The organism is Rhodococcus sp. SG20037 (genome assembly GCF_031763325.1).
Classification (GTDB): domain Bacteria; phylum Actinomycetota; class Actinomycetes; order Mycobacteriales; family Mycobacteriaceae; genus Rhodococcus_F; species Rhodococcus_F qingshengii.
Genome location: NZ_CP134497.1, coordinates 106,179 through 128,186, shown reverse-complemented (window position 1 = coordinate 128,186; position 22,008 = coordinate 106,179). Strand labels below are relative to the sequence as shown.

Below are 22,008 nucleotides of genomic sequence, written 5' to 3'. Positions count from 1 at the left end.
AAAGAACCATCCCGGTTTACAACTTTTGATGGATGAACCAGGCCCGAACCTCGCTAAGCTGGGCGAGATGCACCGATCTCCGCTCACGCCTGTCTTCGCCGGCCTACAACTGGGCCTGCATGTCCTTGTCATGGCGCTGGCCGGTGTGGTGTTTCTTCGAGCGCTGATCGACGAATCCGACCTGACCGCAACAATCATCGCGTTGGCCGTGATCTTTGTTGCCGTCTATCTTTTCGGGGTCGCCAAAAGGCTGCGCGGCAACGCGGCCCGCTGGTGGCTGGCCGTGCTGACCCTCGTCTGGATCGCGACGATGGCGGTATCCGCCGACGCCGCCTACCTCGCGTTCGGACTCTTCTTCCTCTATCTCCATATTCTGCGACGCCCCTGGAGTCTTCTCGCCGTCACCGCGGCAACGGCTGTCGCCGTGGTCGGCACCGGCCTGCATCGTGGATGGACGATTGCCGGCGCCGTCGGCCCGATCATCGGCGCTGCCGTAGCGGTTGCAATCGGCCTCGGATATCAAGCGCTGTACCGCGAGGCAGCCGAGCGCGGTCGTCTCATCGACGAGTTGATGAATACTCGTGAAGAATTGGCGTCGACGTCTCGCGATGCCGGAAAATTCGCGGAACGTGAAAGACTCGCCGCCGAGATTCACGACACCGTGGCCCAAGGACTTTCGAGCATCCAGATGCTCCTTCACGCTGCCGAACGCGCCGATCCGGACAGCCCGGCCATCCGTCAGATCAGCCTCGCACGGGAAACTGCCGCGGACAGTCTTGCCGAAACCCGCCAACTCATAGCCGAATTGACGCCCGCGGCCTTGGACGGTCAGTCGCTCGCCGACGCGCTTCGTCGAATCTGCGAACGCGCGAGCAGTCCTGAACTGGAAGCGCGCTCCGTGGTCGAAGGCGAGGCAGTGCGGCTGCCGATGCCCCTCGAAGCAACATTGGTACGCATCGCTCAGGGCGCGGTGTCCAATGTTCTCCGCCATGCCGATGCAACCAGAATGGCTGTGACACTGACCTATTCCGATGACACCGTCAGCCTCGACGTGGTCGACAACGGTCGCGGCTTCGACGTGGCAGTTCTCGAACGTGGCCCGGCGGAATCTTTCGGCCTCAATGCAATTCGCCGACGCGTCGAACTGCAGGGCGGGACTTTCTCAATCGAGTCCGAGCCGGGACACACGGCCGTCGCAGTGACGTTTCCTCTCGAAGTCGGCGAACCGTGATCCGCCTGCTGCTCGCCGACGATCACGCGATCGTGCGCGCCGGGTTACGAGCGCTGCTCGAAAGCGAAGCCGACATCGAGGTAGTCGGCGAAGCGGGCACCGCCGAGGAAGCCATAGCCTTCTGCGCCACCACGCCGGTCGACCTCGTGCTCATGGACCTGCGATTCGGCCCCGGGAAGACGGGCGTCGACGCCACCCGCGCGGTGTGCGCGCTGCCGAATCCGCCGCACGTACTCGTCGTGACCAACTACGACACGGATGCAGACATCTTGAGCGCTGTCGAGGCCGGGGCCAGCGGGTACTTACTCAAGGACACACCACCGGTCGAGTTGCTGTCAGCCGTCCGTGCCGCTGCGAGCGGGGACAGCGTTCTCTCCCCCGCCATCGCGTCGAAGCTCATGACTCGGGTACGCAAACCCGAAACCAGCCTCAGCCCAAGGGAAATCGAAGTTCTGAAGTTGGTGGCGGCGGGTCGCTCCAACCGAGAGATCGGCAAAGAACTGTTCCTGAGTGAGACCACGGTCAAATCGCATCTGGTTCACATCTTCGGCAAGTTGGGAGTGAAGTCGCGGACGTCGGCGGTAGCTCGTGCGCGGGAGCTGGGTTCGATCTGACATTTGCCCGAATTGTCGAAAGTAGCTGGACAGCAGCAATTTTCGCTCGCAATTCTATTGTGTTCGAAACTTTGTTCGATTAGACTTTCGGCATGGACAGTCGGGAAGCGTGGCAACTGGATGGCGAGGGCCTCAAGAGTGAGGTTCTCGATCTGGTGCGTGTCCGGCACGAGTTGCAGTCGCGGTTGGTGTTGTTGATCGTGGAGATGTTTTCCCGGGAGGTTCTCGGTGGGAAGGGTTTTCGGGCGATCGCGCAGTGGTTGCATGGTTCGACGAATTTGGAGATCGGTGAGTGCAGTCTGCTGGTCGGGTTGGCGCGGTTGTTGATGCTCGAACCTGTTGTCGCGGATGCGTTTCATCGCGGTGACGTGGATGCGTTGAAGGCGCGGCAGGTGGCGTCGTTTTGTCAGCATCCGCCGAAGAACATGACCCTGGCGGATGTGGACAAGGCTCGCGGGATTTTGTTGTCGTTGGCGTCGAAGAACATTGCGGATTGCGATGCGGTGCGGGCAGCGATCCGGCGGATCGAGAAGCAGTACGGCAAGCGCGAGGACGGCGTCCCGGTCGGCGAGGATTCGGAGCGTAACGAGTTCTACGCCTCGAAAGGCTTGTACGGGCGGGTCACTGTGAAGGGGGATCTGGATGCGGTGAACGGGGCCCGGTTGATCACGTTGTTGTCGAGCCTGTCTGCGCCGACGCCGGAGAAGGACGGCGTGAAGGACACCCGTACGCCGGCGCTACGGCGGGCGGACGGGTTTTGCGAACTACTGCGGCGGTATGAGCGGGCGGGGTTGGGTCCGATCGAGGGCGGGGTGAAACCGCACATCACGGTGACTGCGTCGGCGATAGACATGACCGACCTCAAAGCAATGAAGGATATGTTGCCGTCGACTCAGGAACTGGGTTTCGCGTGGACGGATTGGGTGGGCCCGATCAGTATCGACACTGCCCGGATGTTGGCGTGCGACTGCACGATCACGCGAATTTTGTTGGATGAGAATGGTGTTCCGCTCGACTGCGGCAAGGAAGCGAGAACAGCGACGGTTCCGCAGCGGCGAGCGTTGGCGGTTCGTGATGGCGGGTGTGCGTTTCCCGGGTGCGGAACTCCGTCGGGGTGGTGCGATGCCCATCATATTGTTCACTGGAACGATGGTGGCCCAACAGATCTCGACAACCTGATCTTGTTGTGCGGTCATCACCACCGGACGATGCACCACACGGAGTGGCGGGTGGAGATCGGCCCGGATCGGAAATCGGTGTTCTATCCACCGATGTCGGTTGATCCGTATCAACAGCCGATCGGCGGGAACAGCCCACCGACAGCGGCGTGAACCGACATAACTGAAAAGGCCAGCGTGTGCACCGGGGAAGAATCATGCCCCGGGGCATACGCTGGCGTTTTCAGCTGCGCTCGATGTCCGTCTTGCGACAGCATCTGTCTCCACTTCGACACGCCGGACCCATAGGGTCGAGGCATGTCTTTCTGCGAACCCGCCCGCGTTGTCACCGTCACGTCCCTGACCCCGCACATGCGGCGAATCAGCATCGAGGCAGAAGGCGACTGGCACTGGCCGACCGGCGGACAAGGCGACGAGCGCATCGACCTCGCGTTCCCGAAACCCGGTGAAACAGAAGCAGAATACGACTACTTCAACAATCCCGACTACGGCAAGGCCGATCTCGGAACCGAGCCACCGTGGCGGCACTACACCGTGCGCAAGGTGCACGACGGCGGCCGACGTCTGGACATCGACTTCGTCGTGCACCCTGGCGGTATTGCAGCGGATTGGGCCCTGCGGGCCGAACCAGGTCACCTACTAGGCGTCTTCTGGTCGGACAGTTCGCGGTCCCACTACCAAGCACCGGCGGGTCCTCGCTGGCAGCTGCTGGTCGCAGACGCCACGGGTCTCCCCGGACTGGGCAGGATTGTCGAAGAACTTCGAAAGGGCGATGTCGCACAGGCGATCATCGAGGTCGAAACCGAAGAGGATCGACAGGAATTTGTCACTCGCGGCGACGTCACGTACACGTGGCTCGTCGGGAGTGGCCTCGGAAAGGCGCCGAGCGCACTGTTCGAGGCTGTGGAGAAGGTCGAGTTTCCCGAATCCGAATCGGCCGACATCTACGCGTGGGTGGCGTGCGAAAGCGCAACAAGCCGTCGCATTCGTAAGCATCTGAGGGAAGTTCGAGGAATTGCTCGCGACAAGCACAATGTTGTCGGGTACTGGCGAGAGGGCGCCGACGGCCACGTTTCCGGCATGAACAGCGAGGAAGTCACCGTCGGCGCCTGAGCGCCGTGATCACTCTGCCGGCAGCGTGGCGGTAGATTCTGCGTGAGCCTGCTGCGCGTCAGCCGGCTTTTCCGCCAGCATCTCGAACAGTGCTCGGCGTGCCTCGGCGAGAATTGCCTCGGCCTTGGCTACCTGCTCGGCGGTCCCACCTGCGGCTACCGCGACAGCGGCACCTCGGAGTAGGCCCATCGCGGGACGGAGCGCTGCGCCGGCTTCACCGAAGTGAGGCCGACCGTGTCCGCGCTGGTCAAGTCGACCGCGCCGGCCTTCGGGGCGTCCTTCTGCTCGGTCTTCGAAGCGACCCTCGGGTCGCTCGCCCTCGAATCCTCGACGGAAACCGTGTCCACGATGCGGGCCTCGGCGGCCATGCTCGCGACGTTCTTGCATTTCTGGGTTGTTGTGTGGGGCGTACATGTTGTCCTCCTGGACTGTCTGTGTTTGTTTGACGTATCGACGATATATCGACAATAGATCGAACGCAAGAGTTCGTAGAATAATTCCCGCACCCTCGTCCGGATACGCTGAAGCCGTGAACACGGATCTACAAGCCCAGGCCGCGGACGCCCTACGCCGCCTCGCACTCGACGAATCCCTGAAAGAACGCACCATGGCGGACGCTGCGACGGCAGCACTCGCACGGAAAGTCGCCGCTCGCTACATCGGCGGCGAAACCATCGACGACGCTTTCGACCGACTCCCCTCGATCTTCGCGCGAGGACACAAGGCGAGCATCGAATACACCGGGGAAAGCGTCCGGGATCCCGAACTCGCGAACGCCGAAACCGATGTGTTCGTGGAATTGGCGGAACGGATCGGAACGTCGGGCGTCGACAGCACCGTGTCGTTCGACCTCTCGCACATCGGCTTGGTGATCGATCCAGAGCAGTGCTTTCGCAATGTCGTGCGCCTGGCCGAGACCACGGAACGCGCCGGTGCTGAGCTGATCATCTCCGCCGAAGCGTCCGACCGCACCGACCTGGTCCTCGACATGCACGCGCGACTGGCCGAGCGGTTCACTCACGTGGGGATCACCGTTCAGGCCCGACTGCACCGCACGGCAAAGGATCTCACCGCTCTGCTGGACCGACCCGGTCGCATCCGTCTCGTAAAGGGCGCCTTCCTCGAAGCCGAGTCCGTCGCCTACCCACGCGGTAGTGCCGAACTGCGCAGCGCGTATCTCGACTACGCAGCCCGAATCGTCGACTCGGGTCACCAGGTCTCCATCGCGACACATGACCGCGACATCCTCGAAGCACTACGCGCCGAACATGATTCGAAGCTCAGAGGCGAGCACGTCGAGTTCGAGATGCTGCTCGGCCTCGGCACCGAGCAACTGGACGCACTCCGAGGAGCGGGCTTCACCACACGCGAATACGTCATCTTCGGAACACAGTGGTGGCTGTACGTACTCAATCGCATCGCCGAAGAACCGGAGCGTGTCTACACCGCGCTCATCGACGCTGCGCTCATCAGCACTGCAAACTAGATCTCCAACAACAGAAGTGGGACCGCACTCGAATCGAGTGCAGCCCCACTTGTGTCAGTTTCTAGCTCTCCAGAAACGCCTTGATGCGCGCCAGGGTGGTTTCCATTCCGGTCTGCATCAGCTGATCTCGACCCCGACCGAGTAGGCCGCTACCCGACATCATGCGCACGTAAAGCGCTGGCGTCGCATAGATCTCACGAGTCTCGGTAAGCACGGTGCCCGTTCCCGAAGGCTCGAGCACATAGGTCCACCGCGCTTTCGGCTCGTCCGATTCGAAGGAGAACCTCCGGCAGTCGACCACGTCGATCACCGTGCAGTGCGTGCTCCACCGAATCAGACCATGCTTGTTGGTGCCCTTGAACTTTGCACCCACAGTGCCCGGAGTTCCGGAAGTCCATGTTCCACCGGTGTTTTCAGGACTGAAGCGACCCATACCTTCGATGTCGCTGACAACCTTCCACACCGATACCGGCGTTGCCTCGATGTACGCGCTGGCGGTTTCCACCCGTTACCGGCCCGGAACCCAGGACATGATCTTGATGGCGTGAGGCATGAGCTTTGCCCACACCTTGGCCGGAAGTCCGCGCGGTCCACCGAGATTCATGACGCGAGTGGTGGCAACGGTCTGCGGTTCGGTGTACTTGATTAGCCCCTCGGCGCCGTGACGACGACCGACGCCCGAGACACCCATACCGCCCATCGGTGCTGCGGTGCTGCCCCAGGTCGGTGCGTAACCCTCGTCGACGTTGACAGTGCCGGCGTGGATGCGCGCTGCGATGGCTTCGCCGGCAGCCTTGCTTCCCGCCCACACACTGGCGTTGAGGCCGTACTCGGTGTCGTTGGCCGCAGCGATGGCCTCTTCGACGTCCTTGACGGGGTAGATCGAGACGAGCGGCCCGAAGGTCTCGTCGCGGTAGCACTCGGCGTCTTCGGGAACCCCGGTGAGCAGGGTGGGCTCGTAGAACAGCGGTCCGATGTCCGGCCGAGCCTTGCCACCGGCAATGACGGTGGCGCCCTTGACCACTGCGTCATCGACATGAGCGGAGATTGCCTTGACCTGCGCCTCGGAGACGAGGCTGCCCATCTCGATTCCGAATTCGTATCCGGCGGCGAGGTTCATCTTCTTGACGCGGTCACCGAACATGCGGATGAACTCGGGTGCGATGGACTCTTCGACGTAGATGCGCTCGATGGAGATGCACAGCTGACCGGAGTTGGAGAAGCACGCACGCACAGCGGCGTCGGTGACCTCGCGCAGGTCTGCGCCGGCGGCAACGATCATCGGGTTCTTGCCACCGAGTTCGGCGGAGAAGCCGATCAGTCGACGGCCGGCCTGCTCGGCGAGGAGCTGACCGGTCGCGGTGGAACCGGTGAACATGAGGTAATCGGTGTTCTCGACCAGGGCGGTGCCGACGACGGAGCCCGGCCCGGGAACCACGGCGAAGAGGTCGCGAGGCAGACCCGCCTTGTAGAGCAGTTCGACGCAGGCGAGCGCGCAGTACGGTGTCTGGCTGTCCGGCTTGAGGACAACGGCGTTACCGGCGAGCAGCGCGGCGATGGCGTCGGACACGGCCAGCGTCATCGGGTAGTTCCACGGCGAGATGACGCCGACGACACCCTTGGGCTGGTAGCGGACGACGGTCTTCGTCAGACCCGGGAGCATGCCGGAGACGCGACGCGGGCGCAGCAGCTTCGGCGCCACACGTGCGTAGTGACGCGACGTCATCGAGATGTCGAGGACTTCTTCCTGAGCTGCGGTACGCGACTTTCCGGTCTCGGCCTGAGCCATGTCCATGAGGGCGTCGCGGTTCTCGAGGATGAGATCGCGGTAGCGGTGGAAGACGGCAGCGCGGTCGAGGACGGAGCGCTTGGCCCATTCCTTCTGGGCGACGCGGGCACGGGCGATGGCCGCAAGTGCGTCGTCGGCGGTGCCGACGGGGATGGTCGCCAGCTCCTTGCCGGTGAACACCTCGGTGATGGACTTCGTCGGGCGATCGGCAACATTGTCGATGGCGATCAGATCGGCGAGCCGCGAGAAGGTCGCAGCGGACGGAGCAGGCATTTCAGTACCCCTACTGGTGAGTAGTTCTTGGAGTTACACACAACTTACCCCGTCGGTGGTACCGATCACAGTGCCGAATCAGACAGAGTCAACCAATACTGCCTCTTTCGGACGTTTTGCGATCAACAACGACATGACTGCAGCGATCGCGCAGAGCGCGCCGGCCACCAAGAAGGCAGCGTCGTACGAGCCGATCTGATCACGAACGAGACCGGCCAAGAAGGCCACCAGACCCGCACCGATCTGGTGCGATGCCAGCACCCAACCGAACACGATGGGAGCGTCGGCGCCGAAGTGTTGACGGCACAGCGCGACGGTCGGCGGAACCGTCGCCACCCAGTCGAGCCCGTAGAAGATGACAAACGCGATCATCGGCGGATTCACGGTGTTGGCGAGCAGCAGCGGCAGGAAGAGCAGCGAGATTCCGCGGAACAGGTAGTAGATGCCGAGAAGTTTTCGCGAGTCCATGCGGTCGGTGAACCAACCCGAAGCGATGGTGCCGACCATGTCGAGGATTCCGATCAACGCCAACAGTGACGCGGCCGTGGTGATCGGCATTCCGTGATCGTGCGACGCCGGGACGAAGTGCGTGCCGATCAGGCCGTTGGTGCTCGCGCCACAGATCGCGAAGGTACCGGCGAGAAGCCAGAACACCTTGGTCTTCGACGCCATCACCAGCACCGAGATCGCCCGGCCCCCGGCGCCGCCGCGCTGGTAGACAGGCTTGGCTGGTGGGGCGTAATCGGCGGGCGCTCCGTAAGGCGTCGTACCCACGTCTGACGGATAGTTACGCAGGAACAGCAGAACGAACGGCACAACGGCCAGTGCGGCAAACGAAACTGTGAAGGCGACGCTCTTCCAGTCGTACGTTTCGGCGATCTTCGCCAGGACCGGAAGGAACACCAGCTGACCGGCAGCACCACCGGCCGTCAGGATGCCGGTCACGAGACCACGCTTCTCGACGAACCAGCGATCGACGACGGTGGCGACAAACGCCAGCGCCATCGAACCGGTACCGAGACCGACGAAGACACCCCACAGCAGAATGAGCTGCCAACTCGAGGTCATGAAGATCGTGAGACCACTGCCGAGCGAGATGAGCGCCAACGCCGAGGTGACGACCGCCCGGATACCGAACCTCTCCATCAAGGCAGCAGCGAACGGCGAGGTCAACCCGTACAGAATCAGGTTGACCGAGACGGCCGCCGAGATGCTGGCGCGCGACCACCCGAAATCCTCGTGCAGCGGATCGATCAGCACCGATGGGGCAGCGCGGAAGCTCGCCGCACCGACCAACGCCAGGAATGCCACGATCGCGACGGACCAGGCGCGGTGAAAGCGCGGCGGGCTCACCTGCTGTTGGCCTGATTCGGGGAGAGCGGTCTCAGAAGTCACAGAGAGAATTCTGCAGTTCGGATTCGATGGAGAACAGTGGCCAGATTGCCAATATATGAAAGAATCAAGCCATGTCTGGTCCGCATCGCGTCGTCGTACTGGCACTGAATGGAGTCATCCCCTTCGAACTCGGCATCCCGGCGCGCATCTTCGGACGTGCCCTCGACGTCGAGGATCGGCCGCTGTACGAGATCCTGACGTGCACCGTCGACGGCAATCCCGTGCAGACCGACGCAGACTTCAGCATCTCGGTCGACCACGGGAGCGAGTTGCTCGCCACCGCCGACACCGTCGTCATCCCCGCGTCGTACGAGTTGGGTCCGGCCTACGAAGACGGCTACCTCTCCCCCGAGTTGGCCGCAGCTTTCCAACACATCCGGCCGGGCACTCGGCTGGTCTCGATCTGCACCGGGTCGTACATCCTCGCCGCGGCGGGTTTGCTCGACGGACTCCGCGCCACGACGCACTGGCGCAACACCGACCATTTCCAGCGTGTCTATCCCAAGGTGAACGTGGATCCGGACGTGCTGTTCGTCGACGAAGGCCACATCCTGACCTCGGCCGGGGTGGCGTCGGGAGTCGACCTCTGCCTGCATATCGTCAGGCGTGACCACGGCATGGAAGTGGCGAACACCGTCGCGAGGCGTTGCGTCGTACCGCCGTGGCGCGACGGTGGCCAAGCTCAGTACATCCGACGCCCCCTGGCCGACAAGCCTTCGGAATCGACTGCCGACGCTCGGCACTGGGCCCTCGAACATCTCGACGACCCGATCACCCTGGCGGACCTGGCGACGCGCGCCAACATGAGCGTCCGCACGTTCAGCCGTCGATTCCGCGACGAAGTCGGAACCACACCGAACCGCTGGTTGACCAGCAGACGCGTCGATCGGGCGCGGGAACTATTGGAGGAATCCGATCTGTCGATCGATGCGATTGCCGCTCGAACCGGCTTCGGGACTGCGACATCCATGCGTCAACACATGAACGAGGCCCTCGGCGTTTCACCGAGCGCCTACCGACGCACGTTCAAGGCACCGGTGTAAGCGGCAGTACCAGGCACTATCCTGGATGCCATGGCCGAACAGACTCGCCCGAACTTTCCTCAGTACTGCGGATACCTCCTGGGGAAGACGCTCCCCGACCGGTATCAAGACTGGGTTCGGAACGATCTGGTCGGCCCGGGCGCCCAGGCCCGCTACATCATCCGCTTCACCGTGCCGGCGACGCTGATTCTTCTGCTGTTCCTCTTGATCCCGGGACCGATCTGGATTCCCTTGGCCATGATGGCCTTGTTGCTCATCCCGCTCGCGTACTTCGTCGTGGCGCTCGGGACCATCTACCGCCGTCACCGCCTGCTGAGCCACGGACTCGATCCCGAACTGCTCGACGAGAAGGCCCAGCGCCGTGCCGATCGCACTCGCGAGGACTACGAGAAGCGGCACGGTCGCTGAGCACCCCTCAGCGGAACATCGTCACTGCGGCCTTGGCGAGGACCTTCGGATCCTTCTCGTAGTGATGCATCTTGGTGAGCTTGTCTTCCGGAATCCCCAGGAACTTGTAGACGGCTACCTGAGCGCAGCGCACCGAGTACTGCTCGGTGAACACCATGTCGAACGGCAGCTCCGCGAACTGACTGATGAACGCCAGGTTCTTGGAGTGCTTCGGCACCACCAGCGGCCGGTCGCCGACGGCGCGCCGATTGAACAGCGCACTGGCGTAAGGCATATGGCTGGGAATCGAATTCACGACGCTGTCCATAATCTCTTGTCGACGCGCGGCGAGCGCACCGCTCTCGTCGAGCGCCTCGAGGTGTCCGAGCGTCTCTTCCAGCATTTCCCGCCCGGTCATCTCGATGAACGGCTTCTTCACGTAGTCGCCGTCCTTGCGCGGGAACAGACAGTAACCCCAGAAGACTCCTTCGTTCTCCTTCTGCGCGTGGTAGTGCGGCTGATGGTGGACCACGATCGAGAGAAGCACGTTCGAGTCCACGAATGTGTTGAGCGCATTTCCGGGGAGCTGCTTGGTGATTCGGGAAATCTCGTTGATGAGCTCGTGTGACGAAGTGGTGACGGTGAAGCTGGTCCACTCACTCTGCGCCCGGTCCCCGAAGAACTTGTCGGGATTCCCGAGATCGTAGAAATGCTCGGTGGCCTGCTTCCACAGCAGCGCACTCGGTGCGTATCTCATGTCTTCGACGATCGGCGTGTCGAGATCGCCGATCGAAGAACTGTCGGTGATGCTGCCGTTGGTGTCGAAGACGAAATCGCCCTCCGCCACGTCGATTCTGCCCTTCTCACCGGTGCGGACGTTTTCGTAATCGAGTCCCGTCACGATGATCTCGTCTCGTAGCGGGGTGTCCTTGAACACGAACTCCGTGATCTTCAGTTCGTTGACGAACTTCACGCCCTTGCCTTCGAGGAAGGCCCGCATCGGCAAGATGATGCTCTCGTACTGGTTGTACGGGGATCTGGTGACACCGGCAAGAGTTTGAATGCGACTGAACTCGAGAATCATTCGGTTCATGTACCGGCGCAGCTCCATCGCCGAACTCACCCGCTTGAAAGCAAATGTGGTCTCCCACATGTACCAGAAGTTGGTGGTGAAGAAGTGCGGAGTGTCCTCGAACCACTGCTCGATACTGATGTCGTCGAGTTTTGCCTCGTCCGACTCCGGCATCGTCATCAGCTTCGTCAACAAGTACCGATCCTTGTTGTCGAATTGCATGTGCTTGTAGTCGTTTTCACCCTTGTTGCGAATACCGTCGCGATCGATCAATCGTGCGACGTCGTGCGTCGGATGTGCGTGGTCGAAATCGAGAATGTCATCCGTCACCGATTTTCCCGGGTTATCCAGCGACGGAACCACACTCAGCACGTCCCAGAGGTTCTCATAGGTCTCCTCGTTGAGCATGCGACCGCCACGATTGATGAAACCCGCGTCGTTACCGAGTTCGCGATGGCCGTACTGGTGCTGAAACGTAGCGGCAGATTCGCCGTCGTTCGCTCCGTGCATGTCCAGGCCCATGATGGTGATGTCCTCACCGTTCCACTCACCGTCTCGAATCAGATAGACGGCAGCCGAGAGGTTTCCGATGCCGGCACCGATCATGTAGGCCTTGTGAGACAGATTGGAAGACATTGGGTTTCGTTCCTTACTCGAGTCGCGGTACGGATACCTTCCAAGCATGGACCCCTTTGCCCGCAGGCGCATCACCCGAACCGGATGACGTCCGTCACGGTCGCTGAAGGCGCACCAGATCCAGTGCAAAACGCGCGTAGTCGCGTGCAATTTCCTCGGGCGTTTGTGGTCCGCTCGGCCGATACCATTGCGCGACAGAGACACACATCACGACGATTGCACGCGCGGCCTGTCTCGGCCGATCCGTCCCGAACACACCGGCGGCGATTCCGTCGTCGACCTGCTTCGTCATCAACCATTGCTGGTAGTTGCGTGATTCCGTGATGCGCAACCTGTTCTCGGCTGTGAGACTGCGCATTTCGCTGGCACCGAGAAATCCTTGATCACGCCGATAGATATGGAACAAGGTCACACATTCGACGAGGAAAGCCAGCCTTTCGGAGGGACTTTCGCCCTCGTCGATTGCCGCCAACGATCGCGTGTTGAGTTCATCCATGGTGAGGTCGAGAATTTCGGCCAACATCTGCTGCTTGCTGGAATAGTGGTGGTACAGACCTGGAACACTCATCTGCGCACGTTTGGCGATCTCACGCATCGCAGCACCGTGATATCCGGTCTTCACCATCTCCGCGAGCGCGGCCGCCAACACCGGATCGAACGAACTCGGGCCGAACCTTCGCCACTCGTTCGGGCGAAAATGTGCGTTCGGGTCGGCGTCGTCGCCTCCCCATCGTGGCTGTTCTGGCGGACGCACTATCGCAGCCGGGAGCAGAGCGTCGAAACGCACTCCGAGAATCCCGCCGATTGCCGCCAACCTGTCGACGCTGACTCTGGTCTTTCCGGTCTCGACGGCGCTGAGGGTAGCTGCGCTGACGCCGAGACGCCTGGCCAATTCGCGCAGCGAGAGCCCACGGTGACGCCGGGCTTGCCGGATCGACGCTCCGATCAGGACGGCATTCTCGAATTCGGTCACAGTGTTCAGTATTCCCGAACATTGGATTTCCAACAATGCGATGACCACGGCAATCGGTGAACCTGTTGACTACTGATTATCGGCCTGAACATGATGTGGATCACAAAGACCCAGGTCCGCCCGAGCGATCGTTCGGTGTCGGTAGCGAGAGGATCGAATCACCATGACCGAGGCGCCATATCTTGGAGAACTCCTGCGCGACGCACCCAGCAACTGGGGCAAGTGGGGAGAGTCCGACGAGGTCGGTTCACTGAACTACCTCGACGCCGGACAGGTGCTTCGTGGCGTCGGAACCATCAAGCAGGGTTCCGTGTTCACGCTTCAACGGCTCATCGGCGACCCCAAGGGTGATCCGGTGTGGCCGGGACGCAGCCCTGCCGAGCGCACACAGATCTTCGACGAGAGCAGCTGGGACGGCGACGACGCACCCAACTTCCCCGGCGGCCTGCATTACGCGGACGACAAGATCGACGCGTTCCTGCAGGGCTCGACGCAGTACGACGCACTCGGCCATGTCTGGTACGACGGCGCCCTGTGGAACGGATACTCGGCTGATACCACTGTCGGCGGCCTGGAGAAGGCCAGCGTCGAACCGATTGCCGACCGCGGCGTCGTCGGACGCGCAGTACTTCTCGACATGGCAAAGTTCCGCGGCAAGGAAAACCTCGACAAGGCCGAAACCTTCACGCACCATGATCTTTTGGCCTGTGCCGAAGCGCAGGGGGTCACCATCGAGAAGCGTGACATCCTCGTCATCCGCACCAACTTCCTCAAGCTGTTCTTCGACCAGGGCGAAGCCTTCTACGAGGGCTTCTGCGAGCCCGGCCTGATCTACAGCCCCGAACTCGTCCAGTGGTTCCAGGACATGGAGATCCCCAACCTTGTCACCGACACCATTGCCAACGAGGTCACCACCGACCCCGAAAACGGTGTGGCACTGGTCCTCCACAACGCATTGATGCGCAACCTCGGAGTGGTGTTCACCGAGATCTGCGATCTGGAGAAGTTGGCCGCGGACTGCGCGGCCGACGGCCAGTACACGTTCCTGTACGTCGCCGCGCCACTCAAGGTTGCCAAGGCCAGCGGCTCTCCCGTGAATCCGGTTGCCATCAAATGACATACGAAGATCGCCCTTGGTTGGCGTTGTACCGCAACGACGTTCCCCCCGACATCGACGTAGAGCACCCCACGATGCTCGAAATGTTGGCAGCGGCGGTCCGCTCTGATCCGGACGCCACGGCTGTGAAGTACTTCGACGGTCAACTCAGTTTCGCCGAACTGGATCAGCAGAGTGACGCCCTGGCCCGAGCACTCCGAGCCGGTGGACTGGTGAAGGGTGACCGCGTCGCTCTGTTCCTCCAGAACGTTCCGCAGTTCGTGCTTGCGCTCGCCGGAATCTGGAAAGCCGGCGGCGTCGCAGTCTCGATCAATCCCATGAGCCGTGAACGAGAACTGGGATACCAACTCGAAGATTCCGGAGCAGCGGTTCTGATCGCTCTCGAGGGGCTCTACGAGTCCGTCGGCCGCAATGTCGTCTCCGACTCGCCGGTCAGGCGAGTTATCACCACCTCGGAACTCGAGTACCAAAGTCGCAACGATCCGAGGATTTTCGACGGAATTGTTAAGAAGGATCTCGGTACCGACGATCTCGCGACGCTGATCGACGAACATCGTCTCGGCGATCCGATCACCACTGACGCTGCACCGGAAGACATTGCGGTACTGACGTATACGTCGGGAACCACCGGTCCGCCGAAGGGAGCGATGACCTCTCACGCGAATATGACCTTCAACGCCCAGGTGTACCGGGACTGGTTGGGGCTCACCCCGAAAGACACGGTTCTCGGAGTTGCACCGCTCTTCCACATCACGGGGTTGATCGGTCACATCGCGGTGTCCGTCCTGGCGAGAATGCCGCTGGTGCTTGCCTATCGCTTCCAGCCCGAGGTGATGCTCGACGCGATTCGTGAGCACCAACCGACATTCACAGTCGGCGCCATCACTGCTTTTACGGCACTGCTCAACACTCCGGGTTGCGCGCCGGAAGACTTCTCCTCCATGCGGTTGCTGTATTCCGGCGGCGCACCCATCTCGCCGACTGCCGCCGAGGCCGTCCGCGCCATGACCGGTGCTGCGCTGCACAACATCTACGGGCTGACCGAGACCACGTCGCCGACCCATGCCGTTCCCGTTGGTGCGGATACGCCGGTCGACCCAACATCCGGAGCACTGTCTGTCGGCGTTCCCGTACCCAACACCGTGGTCCGCATCGAAGACGAGGGCGGTGCGGTCCTGCCGATCGGAGAGATCGGCGAACTGGTCGTCCGAGGTCCACAGGTGGTGCGCGGTTACTGGAACAAGCCGGAGGAGAGTGCGTCGGCCATTCGCGACGGGTGGTTCCACACCGGCGACGTCGGTTTCATGGACGAAGCCGGCTGGTTCTACGTCGTCGACCGTAAGAAGGACATGATCATCGCGTCCGGCTACAAGGTGTGGCCACGCGAAGTCGAGGACGTTCTTGCCGAGCATCCCGCAGTCCGTGAGGCGGCAGTCGTCGGGATCGCCGACGAATACCGCGGTGAGACGGTGAAGGCGTTTGTCAGCCTCGTCGCGGGGGCGTCCGTCACCCCGGAAGATCTGATCGATCACTGCAAGCAGCGGATGGCGGCGTACAAGTACCCACGCTCCGTGGTGCTGGTGGAGGAACTGCCCAAGACCGTCACCGGCAAGATACTGCGACGGGAACTGCGCACGATCTCTTGATCGCGGGGCAGCGGGCGGACTTCGCGGTCCGCCTGCTGTCTGATCGCGCACAGTTTCCGGTCGACCGCGCCATTGGGGTAATGGAACAGTAATATGTGCTGAGTACCCACGGACAAACGGGAGACATCAGTGAGCAAATTCGGACGTAAGAAGCAGCCCACGCCCAAGAGCTACCAGTGGCTGGCCATGACCCTCATCGCTTTGTCGCTCTCCGTGTCGATCGGGATTGCCGCCAAACCCTCCTGAGCTCTGCGAATCCGAAACTTGTAACCCCGCGTCCATCTGCACATGGGCAAATAGGTGCAATTCGGACGCTTAGCTGTTCTAACTTTCCTTCCGTCGTGTCACCTCGGCACCGACGGAGAGGATCAACTCACCATGCGAAGCTCACGCTTCGGCGTGCTGGCCGCTGCCGGCGCTGTCGGACTAGTGCTTGTCACCAGCAGCGTCCAGTCCATCGCCACGGCGTCACCGTTCGGTTCGCTCGACGCCGGTTCGAGTTCCGGTTCGACAGAGATACCAACCGTCAGCGACGGCGGCTTCACGTCCAAGACGCCCTACACTCCCGGCCAGCGCATCGCCGACTATCAGGCGCCGCCGACGGGATACTCCCCCGTGTACACGGAAAGTGTTGCGCGCCATGGTTCCAGAGCACTGTCGAGCCTGAAGTACGACGACCTGAGCCTGCAGCTGTGGGAAATCGCCGAAGCCGAGAACGCATTGACTCCCGTCGGCAAGGAATTCGGCCCGGCCCTCCGTGATCTCATGGCCGCCAACAAGAAGCTGGGGTACGGCAACCTCAGCGGACGCGGGATCACCGAACACAGACAGCTCGGCGCGCGGGTCACTGAACGCCTCCCCCAACTGTTCGACGCCATCGCAGCGCAACAGGGCACCATCACCTTGACCTCGTCGGGTGTGGACCGTGCCGTGGACAGCGCCGAGAACTTCGCGCAAGGGCTGACCGGTGCGTTTCCAGCCGTCGCCGGCGATGTTGCACCGGTGACCACGGATGCCGACCTTCTCTACTTCCACGACTCGGATGCAAACGCCGACTACAAGGACTACGAAGAGTCCGATCCTCGACTGAAAGCCGTCGACGACCAGATCGCCGATCTTCCCCGCACCCGCGAGGTCTCGCGGCACATGATGCTCAGGCTCTACTCGGAGGACTTCGTGAACCGGCTGAGTGCGGGCGAGTTCTCACTCGTCGACCGTGGCAAGGGTTCCAGCACGATCGACAACGAAGTCGACGCCGCGTACATGCTGTACAACACGTACATCATCACTCCGGGCATGGCCGAAGAAGGCAAGTGGAATTTCGAGCGGTTCATCGAACCTGCTGACGCGCAGTGGCTCGCATACACGAACGATGCCGAGGACTTCTACGCCAAGGGCCCGGGCTTCACCGGTGAAGACGTCACCTACCGGATGGCAACTGTCCTGCGCGACGAGTTCCTGCGCGGCCTGCAGAAACATACCGGCGACGACGCCGTCCCGGGAGCGGATTTCCGATTTGCACACGCAGAAACGATCATCCCCTTCGCGGCACTCTTGAAACTGCCGGGAAGCACCGTCTCGCAGGCGGAGGGCGACCTCTACACCTATGCGAACAACCCCTGGCGCGGATCGCAGGTCAGCCCGATGGCCGCCAACGTGCAGTGGGACGTGTACGCCGGACCGGAGGGTAAGCGTCTGGTCCGAATGCTCTACAACGAGCGCGAGACAGCATTTGCTGCCCCGTGCGCTCCGGTGAGCGCCGGAAGTTTCTTCTACACGCCGGACGAACTGGCCCGCTGCCTGCCGGAGATTTCACCGGCAGCCTGAGATCCGGCAACTCGGGATCCAGCCAGCGGTCGACGAGGGCGCGCCCATACCTGGTGCAATGCCAGCATGCGCGCCTTCTCGTCGTCTTCCATCAACAAGGCGTCGCAGATCCTCACGATGACCGGAGCCGAAACACCAACGGACGTACCCTGTTCCAGCCGCTGATAGTGATTGAAGCTGATGTCGGCAATCTGCGCGACATCGCGCCGACTGAGGCCGTGCATTCGGCGAGCACCCTCGCAGCGCATGCCGACCTTTTCGGGCGCAAGACTGTTTCGTTTTTCGACGAGCATCTGGCTCATCAACTGACGCGCGCTCGACCCGTTCACGTCGCCACCTTTTCCATCCCTGAAATATGCTTTCACCTAACATGTTTCAGAATATGGGATGGGACGGACCCGGCGGTATCTCCGAGATGACAGATAATCACGCGATACCGCCAACCCTGTGCCCGTCCAGGCCGCGACGATGAGGCTCAAGATCAGGCTATGAACCTGCCGATCGTCGGATTCGACTGGCAGATGGGACTACTGCCCCAGTTGATCGAACCGAACGCCGTCGCAACGACATTGCCGACGCCGGTGTTCACCGTCGCGGACAGGTACGGATAAGTACCGACCAGGTCGACGATTCCGGACTTGCCCGTGTCGGTGTTGACCCACGCAACAGTCACCTGACCCGCCGCCGGGATGGGTGCAGCGGCCGGGAACGAATCGAAGCGAATGTCACCCTTGGCGATGGGCGGATTGGATTCTGGCCCGGACTGGCCGGTGAGCCCGGTCAACGAGGCCAGCGACCCCTGATTCGGACACCCGATAGTGACGGCGGCGCCGCCGAAAGGGTGGGGCGGATCAGCCGAGGCGACTCCGGCGAACATGACGCTCGCGGCAATCGGTAGTCCGATGGCCGCAAAAACCCCGGCCGTGCGTGTGACGCTCATAGCTGCTCCTCGGGTCGACAACACTTTCCGGATACCCCTGGTACAACGCCCGAAACGAAGGAAAGACGACTATTCACACCCCCTAGACAACGCGTGTTGTCAGAACTACAGTCGGTGGTGCAGCTCACACCTATCTCTGCCGCGCGCAGACCAGTCCCAGGGAGTGTTCAGATGAAGCGCTACGACCTCCGCAGTCGCACGGATCAACTCGATCCCGAAACCGATTACGAAGAGATGTCGCGCATTCTCGCGGCGCAAGAGTTTCCCTGGGACATCAATCAGGCGCTCAGCTTCGCACTGTTCCGCACATACGCTGTCCCCTCGATCGGCAAGCTCCTCTTCTCCACAGGCGAGTTCACCGACAAGGTTCAGAAGCGCTACGACGACACCAGCCTGATCCTCGACGCCATCCTCGAGCACGGCCTCAGCAGCACCGAAGGCCGCAAGAGCGTGCGTCGAATGAATCAGATGCACGGCTCGTACGACATCTCCAACGACGACATGCTCTATGTCCTGGCCACCTTCGTCGTCACGCCGGTCAGATGGCTCGACGAGTACGGCTGGCGGAAGATGACCGACAACGAGATCGTCGGGTCGACGAATTATTACCGCCACCTGGGTCGGTACATGAACATCAAAGACACGCCGGACACCTACGAGGGCTTCGTCAAACTTCTCGACGACTATGAGCGCGAACACTTTTCATTCGATCCCGGCGCCCGAGCCGTCGCTGATTCCACCCTCGACCTGATGTGCACCTTCCCGCCCAACAACCTGGCACCGAAGGCTCTGGTCAAGGGATTCGCCTTCGCGCTCATGGACGATCACCTACTCGACGCCTTCCACTACAAGCACCCGAGCACCGCGATGCGCGTCGTCTCGCGCGGTGCGCTGAAGGTCCGCGCGCGCCTGCTGCGGTTCTTCCCCGTGCGTACGAAGCGGAAATTCGCCCGCGAGCTGCCCAACATCCGCAGCTACCCGAGCGGTTACAAGGTCGAAGACCTCGGCACCTTCCCCACGGGATGCCCGGTCAAGCACCTGCAGGCAGACCAGCAGGCCCAAGCGTAAGCAGGTTCCCATCGTGGAGTGGTGGAACTCCTGGCACCCGGGCTGATTCGCGTTTCTCATGCCTAGATGAGGGAGGAGTCGCGACCAGTACGACGCAGGGTGATCAATTCATGGTTCGTCTCGGCGTCGTGTCGACGCCCCTCTTCTTCGAACTCCATCAGCGCATAGAACCTGCGGGCGCGATCGTTGAGGGTGTAGACCTCGAGTGTCACCTCGCCGTGCATGGTTGTGGCGTGTTCGACCAACGCCCGCCCGACGCCCAACCCTTGTGACGCCGGCGCGACGAACAGTCCCCCGATTTCGGAGCCGATCATTCCCAACAGTCCAACGACAGCGGAGTTGTGCTCAGCGACCCAATTGTCGGCCTGAATCAGATAAACCTCTCGCATCTTCTGCTCCCGTTCGCCCGTTCCCTCACCCGCAAGGAACGGGTGGGCTTCACGGGCAGCGCGCGACCACAAGTCGACGACCACATCCTCATCCGAGGATACGTAGCGGCGAATGATCAGATCCTGGTTCACAATCCGACCATACCCTCAGGCGTCAGCGCACTGACCGGGCCGAAAGTGTTCAATTTTCGGATCCACGCAGGACGACCCCGACGTAAATCAGTGGAACAATTCCATTCGTTGCCGCTCCGCAGTTACCGCGTTGTGCAAGGGTTGTCCGATGACTGACGGTGATCCGACAACTGAGCGTGGAGGTCCGGCATCCGGGTGGAAGGTGACAGCGATTGTCACCGCAGTGCTTGTCACTCTCACATGCGGCGTCATCGTGTGGTCCTTCATGCCGCCGGTTGTGTACTTTCCGTTCTTTGCGCTCGCAGCCTCAGTACTGCTCGGTTTGGGCGGAGTGTGGTTGATACTCAGCCTGATTGGCTGGATGAAGTACAAAACTCTGCGTTTGAGCACGATCGCGCCGGTGATCGTGCTCGTCACCGGTGCGCTCGTGACCTTGTCCGTCCCTTCGCATGTTGCGTTTGCATTGTCGAAAGATTCGCTCGAAGCAGTGGCCGCGGATTGCCAGAAGTCGTTGGAAAACCGAACAATTGGCGTCTACCGGGTCCTGCGGGTCTGGCCCGTCGGCAACGGGTGTCGCTTCCACATCGAGGGCGGTCTGATCGATTCGATCGGATTGGCGTACTTACCCGACGGCGCACCATATCTCGGCAAGCCCCGCCGCGGCGGCGAGATCGGATACCAGGAGTTCGACGGCGACTGGTACTCGTTCGTTCAAGCGTTTTAGCGGCCCGCAACTAGTCGACGAGCTTGGCCTTCAGAAGTGCGATCGTGTCCGCAGTGAGTCCGAGACCTTCGGTGAGATAACCGTCGACGGTTCCGTAATCGCTGGCTATCTGCGCGAGTCCAGCTTCCAGGTACGAAGCGTCGACACCTAGGGCCGGTTCGAGATTGGTCGCTACCTGCGGGCTCAGGGCCTGAGCGATCTGCGCAAGGATCTTCTCGTTGGTCGCCTGAAGGTAGGTGTTGCTCAACAGATAGTCGTCCATGATCGTCTGGGCGGGGACACCGGCGATGGACTGCAGCAACATCGCGGTCCAACCCGTGCGGTCCTTGCCTGAGGTGCAATGGAACAACTGCACCCCGTCACTCGCAGCGATGTCCGAGAGGACCTGCTTGAAGCCGGCACGGCGAACGGGATCGGTGACAAAACTGCGGTTGGTGTCGACCAAGAACTGCTTGGCCTCCTCCGGCGACTTGATCGTCGTCGCGAGCTGGGTGAGATCCTTGAACTCGATGGGGATGTTCGTGTACGTCACACCGTCCGGGAGTTTGTCCGCGCCACCGATGAACGGGTTGGAGATCTCGGTTGCGCCGCGCAGGTCATAGGCGTCGGCAAGTCCGAGGCCGGTGAGTGTCGTCTTGTCTGCGTCGGTGGTCGCGGTCAGCGCATTGGACCGGTAGATGACGCCGCGCTTGAGGTGTGAGCCGTCGACGGTGGTGTATCCCCTACCGTCGTTGCCGGCGACGTCGCGAAAGTTGGCCACGGAGGCCAAATTCGGTGTCGGCGCGAGGACAGGATCGAGCGAGCCGAGATCGACCGCTCCAAGCGAGCCTGTGTTGAGAGAGCCCAGGTCGAGCGGGATTGCCGTGGCGGGAGCAGCAAACATCAGACCACCTGTAACGACTAATGCGGCGGCCTTTGCAGTGCGAGCGAACAACATTCGTGTGCGTGTGGACATGTGGCAGTGCCTCTCTCTGC

The 22,008-nt window shown here is 61.7% G+C and carries 22 protein-coding genes; 12 read left to right on the top strand and 10 right to left on the bottom strand.

What is annotated here, in order from left to right; translation table 11 throughout:
• Positions 1-28 precede the first annotated feature (28 nt).
• From RHP72_RS00630 to RHP72_RS00615, 4 genes are all read left to right on the top strand, one after another.
• Positions 29-1,231 carry a sensor histidine kinase gene (locus tag RHP72_RS00630; protein ID WP_003943587.1) on the top strand — a complete coding sequence of 401 codons (1,203 nt, stop codon included), beginning with the start codon at positions 29-31 and terminating at the stop codon, positions 1,229-1,231.
• Positions 1,228-1,845 (top strand): response regulator transcription factor, encoded by a 618-nt coding sequence (locus RHP72_RS00625; RefSeq protein ID WP_003943536.1) that lies wholly within the window; start codon positions 1,228-1,230, stop codon positions 1,843-1,845. The genes RHP72_RS00630 and RHP72_RS00625 overlap by 4 nt, the downstream gene beginning before the upstream one ends.
• Positions 1,846-1,937: 92 nt before the next feature.
• The gene (locus RHP72_RS00620) at positions 1,938-3,176 is read left to right on the top strand and encodes a DUF222 domain-containing protein (protein ID WP_311094187.1); all 1,239 of its coding nucleotides are present in this window, start codon (positions 1,938-1,940) and stop codon (positions 3,174-3,176) included.
• Positions 3,177-3,320: 144 nt separating this feature from the next.
• Positions 3,321-4,136, top strand: coding sequence for a siderophore-interacting protein (locus tag RHP72_RS00615; protein WP_047272699.1), 816 nt, complete (start codon positions 3,321-3,323; stop codon positions 4,134-4,136).
• 9 nt (positions 4,137-4,145) lie between these two features.
• On the opposite strand, the gene RHP72_RS00610 is transcribed toward RHP72_RS00615, so the two are convergent.
• Positions 4,146-4,550: a hypothetical protein gene (locus tag RHP72_RS00610; RefSeq protein ID WP_228232358.1), complete on the bottom strand. Its 405-nt coding sequence runs from the start codon at positions 4,548-4,550 to the stop codon at positions 4,146-4,148.
• A 115-nt stretch (positions 4,551-4,665) separates the two neighbouring features.
• Here RHP72_RS00610 and RHP72_RS00605 point away from each other — a divergent pair, with 115 nt between their 5' ends.
• Positions 4,666-5,622, top strand: a complete 957-nt coding sequence (locus tag RHP72_RS00605; RefSeq protein WP_064688029.1) for a proline dehydrogenase family protein — start codon at positions 4,666-4,668, stop codon at positions 5,620-5,622.
• Between the two features lie 61 nt (positions 5,623-5,683).
• Here the strand turns inward: RHP72_RS00605 and RHP72_RS00600 are convergent, their stop codons facing one another.
• The 3 genes from RHP72_RS00600 to RHP72_RS00590 all read right to left on the bottom strand — a co-directional run bounded on the left by RHP72_RS00600 (position 5,684) and on the right by RHP72_RS00590 (position 9,079).
• On the bottom strand, positions 5,684-6,127 hold the full coding sequence (locus tag RHP72_RS00600; RefSeq protein ID WP_311094186.1) for an SRPBCC family protein: 444 nt from the start codon (positions 6,125-6,127) through the stop codon (positions 5,684-5,686).
• Positions 6,128-6,130: 3 nt separating this feature from the next.
• A complete protein-coding gene (locus tag RHP72_RS00595) occupies positions 6,131-7,684 on the bottom strand; it encodes a succinic semialdehyde dehydrogenase (protein WP_003943578.1) in 1,554 nt (517 codons plus the stop codon).
• Positions 7,685-7,762: 78 nt separating this feature from the next.
• Positions 7,763-9,079 (bottom strand): MFS transporter, encoded by a 1,317-nt coding sequence (locus tag RHP72_RS00590; RefSeq protein WP_030536659.1) that lies wholly within the window; start codon positions 9,077-9,079, stop codon positions 7,763-7,765.
• 71 nt (positions 9,080-9,150) lie between these two features.
• On the opposite strand from RHP72_RS00590, the gene RHP72_RS00585 reads away from it, so the two are divergent.
• Complete coding sequence (locus tag RHP72_RS00585; RefSeq protein ID WP_007735863.1) at positions 9,151-10,122, top strand: GlxA family transcriptional regulator; 972 nt, start codon at positions 9,151-9,153, stop codon at positions 10,120-10,122.
• A gap of 30 nt (positions 10,123-10,152) precedes the next feature.
• Complete coding sequence (locus RHP72_RS00580) at positions 10,153-10,530, top strand: DUF5313 family protein (RefSeq protein ID WP_003943558.1); 378 nt, start codon at positions 10,153-10,155, stop codon at positions 10,528-10,530.
• 7 nt (positions 10,531-10,537) lie between these two features.
• Here RHP72_RS00580 and RHP72_RS00575 read toward each other — a convergent pair whose 3' ends face one another.
• Together RHP72_RS00575 and RHP72_RS00570 are read right to left on the bottom strand one after the other, a co-directional pair.
• The gene (locus RHP72_RS00575) at positions 10,538-12,265 is read right to left on the bottom strand and encodes an oleate hydratase (RefSeq protein ID WP_118605004.1); all 1,728 of its coding nucleotides are present in this window, start codon (positions 12,263-12,265) and stop codon (positions 10,538-10,540) included.
• Between the two features lie 46 nt (positions 12,266-12,311).
• Positions 12,312-13,190: a TetR family transcriptional regulator gene (locus RHP72_RS00570; protein ID WP_372482283.1), complete on the bottom strand. Its 879-nt coding sequence runs from the start codon at positions 13,188-13,190 to the stop codon at positions 12,312-12,314.
• Between the two features lie 163 nt (positions 13,191-13,353).
• Here RHP72_RS00570 and RHP72_RS00565 point away from each other — a divergent pair, with 163 nt between their 5' ends.
• From RHP72_RS00565 to RHP72_RS00555, 3 genes are all read left to right on the top strand, one after another.
• Entirely contained in the window at positions 13,354-14,307 is a 954-nt protein-coding gene (locus RHP72_RS00565) for a cyclase family protein (protein ID WP_007735859.1), read from the top strand.
• Entirely contained in the window at positions 14,304-15,953 is a 1,650-nt protein-coding gene (locus RHP72_RS00560) for a class I adenylate-forming enzyme family protein (protein WP_054780982.1), read from the top strand. Before RHP72_RS00565 ends, RHP72_RS00560 begins: the two co-directional genes overlap by 4 nt.
• Before the next feature lie 378 nt (positions 15,954-16,331).
• The gene (locus RHP72_RS00555) at positions 16,332-17,780 is read left to right on the top strand and encodes a histidine-type phosphatase (protein ID WP_003943593.1); all 1,449 of its coding nucleotides are present in this window, start codon (positions 16,332-16,334) and stop codon (positions 17,778-17,780) included.
• On the opposite strand, the gene RHP72_RS00550 is transcribed toward RHP72_RS00555, so the two are convergent.
• Positions 17,726-18,109: a helix-turn-helix domain-containing protein gene (locus RHP72_RS00550; RefSeq protein ID WP_058227381.1), complete on the bottom strand. Its 384-nt coding sequence runs from the start codon at positions 18,107-18,109 to the stop codon at positions 17,726-17,728. The two genes, RHP72_RS00555 and RHP72_RS00550, sit on opposite strands and share 55 nt — an antisense overlap.
• A gap of 152 nt (positions 18,110-18,261) precedes the next feature.
• Positions 18,262-18,720 carry a hypothetical protein gene (locus RHP72_RS00545; protein ID WP_003943607.1) on the bottom strand — a complete coding sequence of 153 codons (459 nt, stop codon included), beginning with the start codon at positions 18,718-18,720 and terminating at the stop codon, positions 18,262-18,264.
• Between the two features lie 171 nt (positions 18,721-18,891).
• Between RHP72_RS00545 and RHP72_RS00540 the strand changes: the two genes are divergently transcribed.
• Positions 18,892-19,788, top strand: coding sequence for an oxygenase MpaB family protein (locus tag RHP72_RS00540; RefSeq protein WP_064113857.1), 897 nt, complete (start codon positions 18,892-18,894; stop codon positions 19,786-19,788).
• A gap of 62 nt (positions 19,789-19,850) precedes the next feature.
• On the opposite strand, the gene RHP72_RS00535 is transcribed toward RHP72_RS00540, so the two are convergent.
• On the bottom strand, positions 19,851-20,309 hold the full coding sequence (locus RHP72_RS00535; RefSeq protein WP_042920782.1) for a GNAT family N-acetyltransferase: 459 nt from the start codon (positions 20,307-20,309) through the stop codon (positions 19,851-19,853).
• A gap of 148 nt (positions 20,310-20,457) precedes the next feature.
• On the opposite strand from RHP72_RS00535, the gene RHP72_RS00530 reads away from it, so the two are divergent.
• Positions 20,458-21,033, top strand: coding sequence for a hypothetical protein (locus RHP72_RS00530; RefSeq protein WP_311094185.1), 576 nt, complete (start codon positions 20,458-20,460; stop codon positions 21,031-21,033).
• A gap of 10 nt (positions 21,034-21,043) precedes the next feature.
• Here RHP72_RS00530 and RHP72_RS00525 read toward each other — a convergent pair whose 3' ends face one another.
• Positions 21,044-21,988, bottom strand: coding sequence for a tyrosine-protein phosphatase (locus RHP72_RS00525; protein WP_397517602.1), 945 nt, complete (start codon positions 21,986-21,988; stop codon positions 21,044-21,046).
• Between the last annotated feature and the right edge of the window lie 20 nt (positions 21,989-22,008).

Coding starts and splice junctions, on each gene's coding strand:
- RHP72_RS00630 (WP_003943587.1), top strand. CDS start 29: ATGGATGAACCAGGCCCGAACCTCGCTAAGCTGGGCGAGATGCACCGA.
- RHP72_RS00620 (WP_311094187.1), top strand. CDS start 1,938: ATGGACAGTCGGGAAGCGTGGCAACTGGATGGCGAGGGCCTCAAGAGT.
- RHP72_RS00615 (WP_047272699.1), top strand. CDS start 3,321: ATGTCTTTCTGCGAACCCGCCCGCGTTGTCACCGTCACGTCCCTGACC.
- RHP72_RS00610 (WP_228232358.1), bottom strand. CDS start 4,550: ATGTACGCCCCACACAACAACCCAGAAATGCAAGAACGTCGCGAGCAT.
- RHP72_RS00595 (WP_003943578.1), bottom strand. CDS start 7,684: ATGCCTGCTCCGTCCGCTGCGACCTTCTCGCGGCTCGCCGATCTGATC.
- RHP72_RS00585 (WP_007735863.1), top strand. CDS start 9,151: ATGTCTGGTCCGCATCGCGTCGTCGTACTGGCACTGAATGGAGTCATC.
- RHP72_RS00580 (WP_003943558.1), top strand. CDS start 10,153: ATGGCCGAACAGACTCGCCCGAACTTTCCTCAGTACTGCGGATACCTC.
- RHP72_RS00575 (WP_118605004.1), bottom strand. CDS start 12,265: ATGCTTGGAAGGTATCCGTACCGCGACTCGAGTAAGGAACGAAACCCA.
- RHP72_RS00565 (WP_007735859.1), top strand. CDS start 13,354: ATGACCGAGGCGCCATATCTTGGAGAACTCCTGCGCGACGCACCCAGC.
- RHP72_RS00560 (WP_054780982.1), top strand. CDS start 14,304: ATGACATACGAAGATCGCCCTTGGTTGGCGTTGTACCGCAACGACGTT.
- RHP72_RS00555 (WP_003943593.1), top strand. CDS start 16,332: ATGCGAAGCTCACGCTTCGGCGTGCTGGCCGCTGCCGGCGCTGTCGGA.
- RHP72_RS00545 (WP_003943607.1), bottom strand. CDS start 18,720: ATGAGCGTCACACGCACGGCCGGGGTTTTTGCGGCCATCGGACTACCG.
- RHP72_RS00540 (WP_064113857.1), top strand. CDS start 18,892: ATGAAGCGCTACGACCTCCGCAGTCGCACGGATCAACTCGATCCCGAA.
- RHP72_RS00530 (WP_311094185.1), top strand. CDS start 20,458: ATGACTGACGGTGATCCGACAACTGAGCGTGGAGGTCCGGCATCCGGG.
- RHP72_RS00525 (WP_397517602.1), bottom strand. CDS start 21,988: ATGTCCACACGCACACGAATGTTGTTCGCTCGCACTGCAAAGGCCGCC.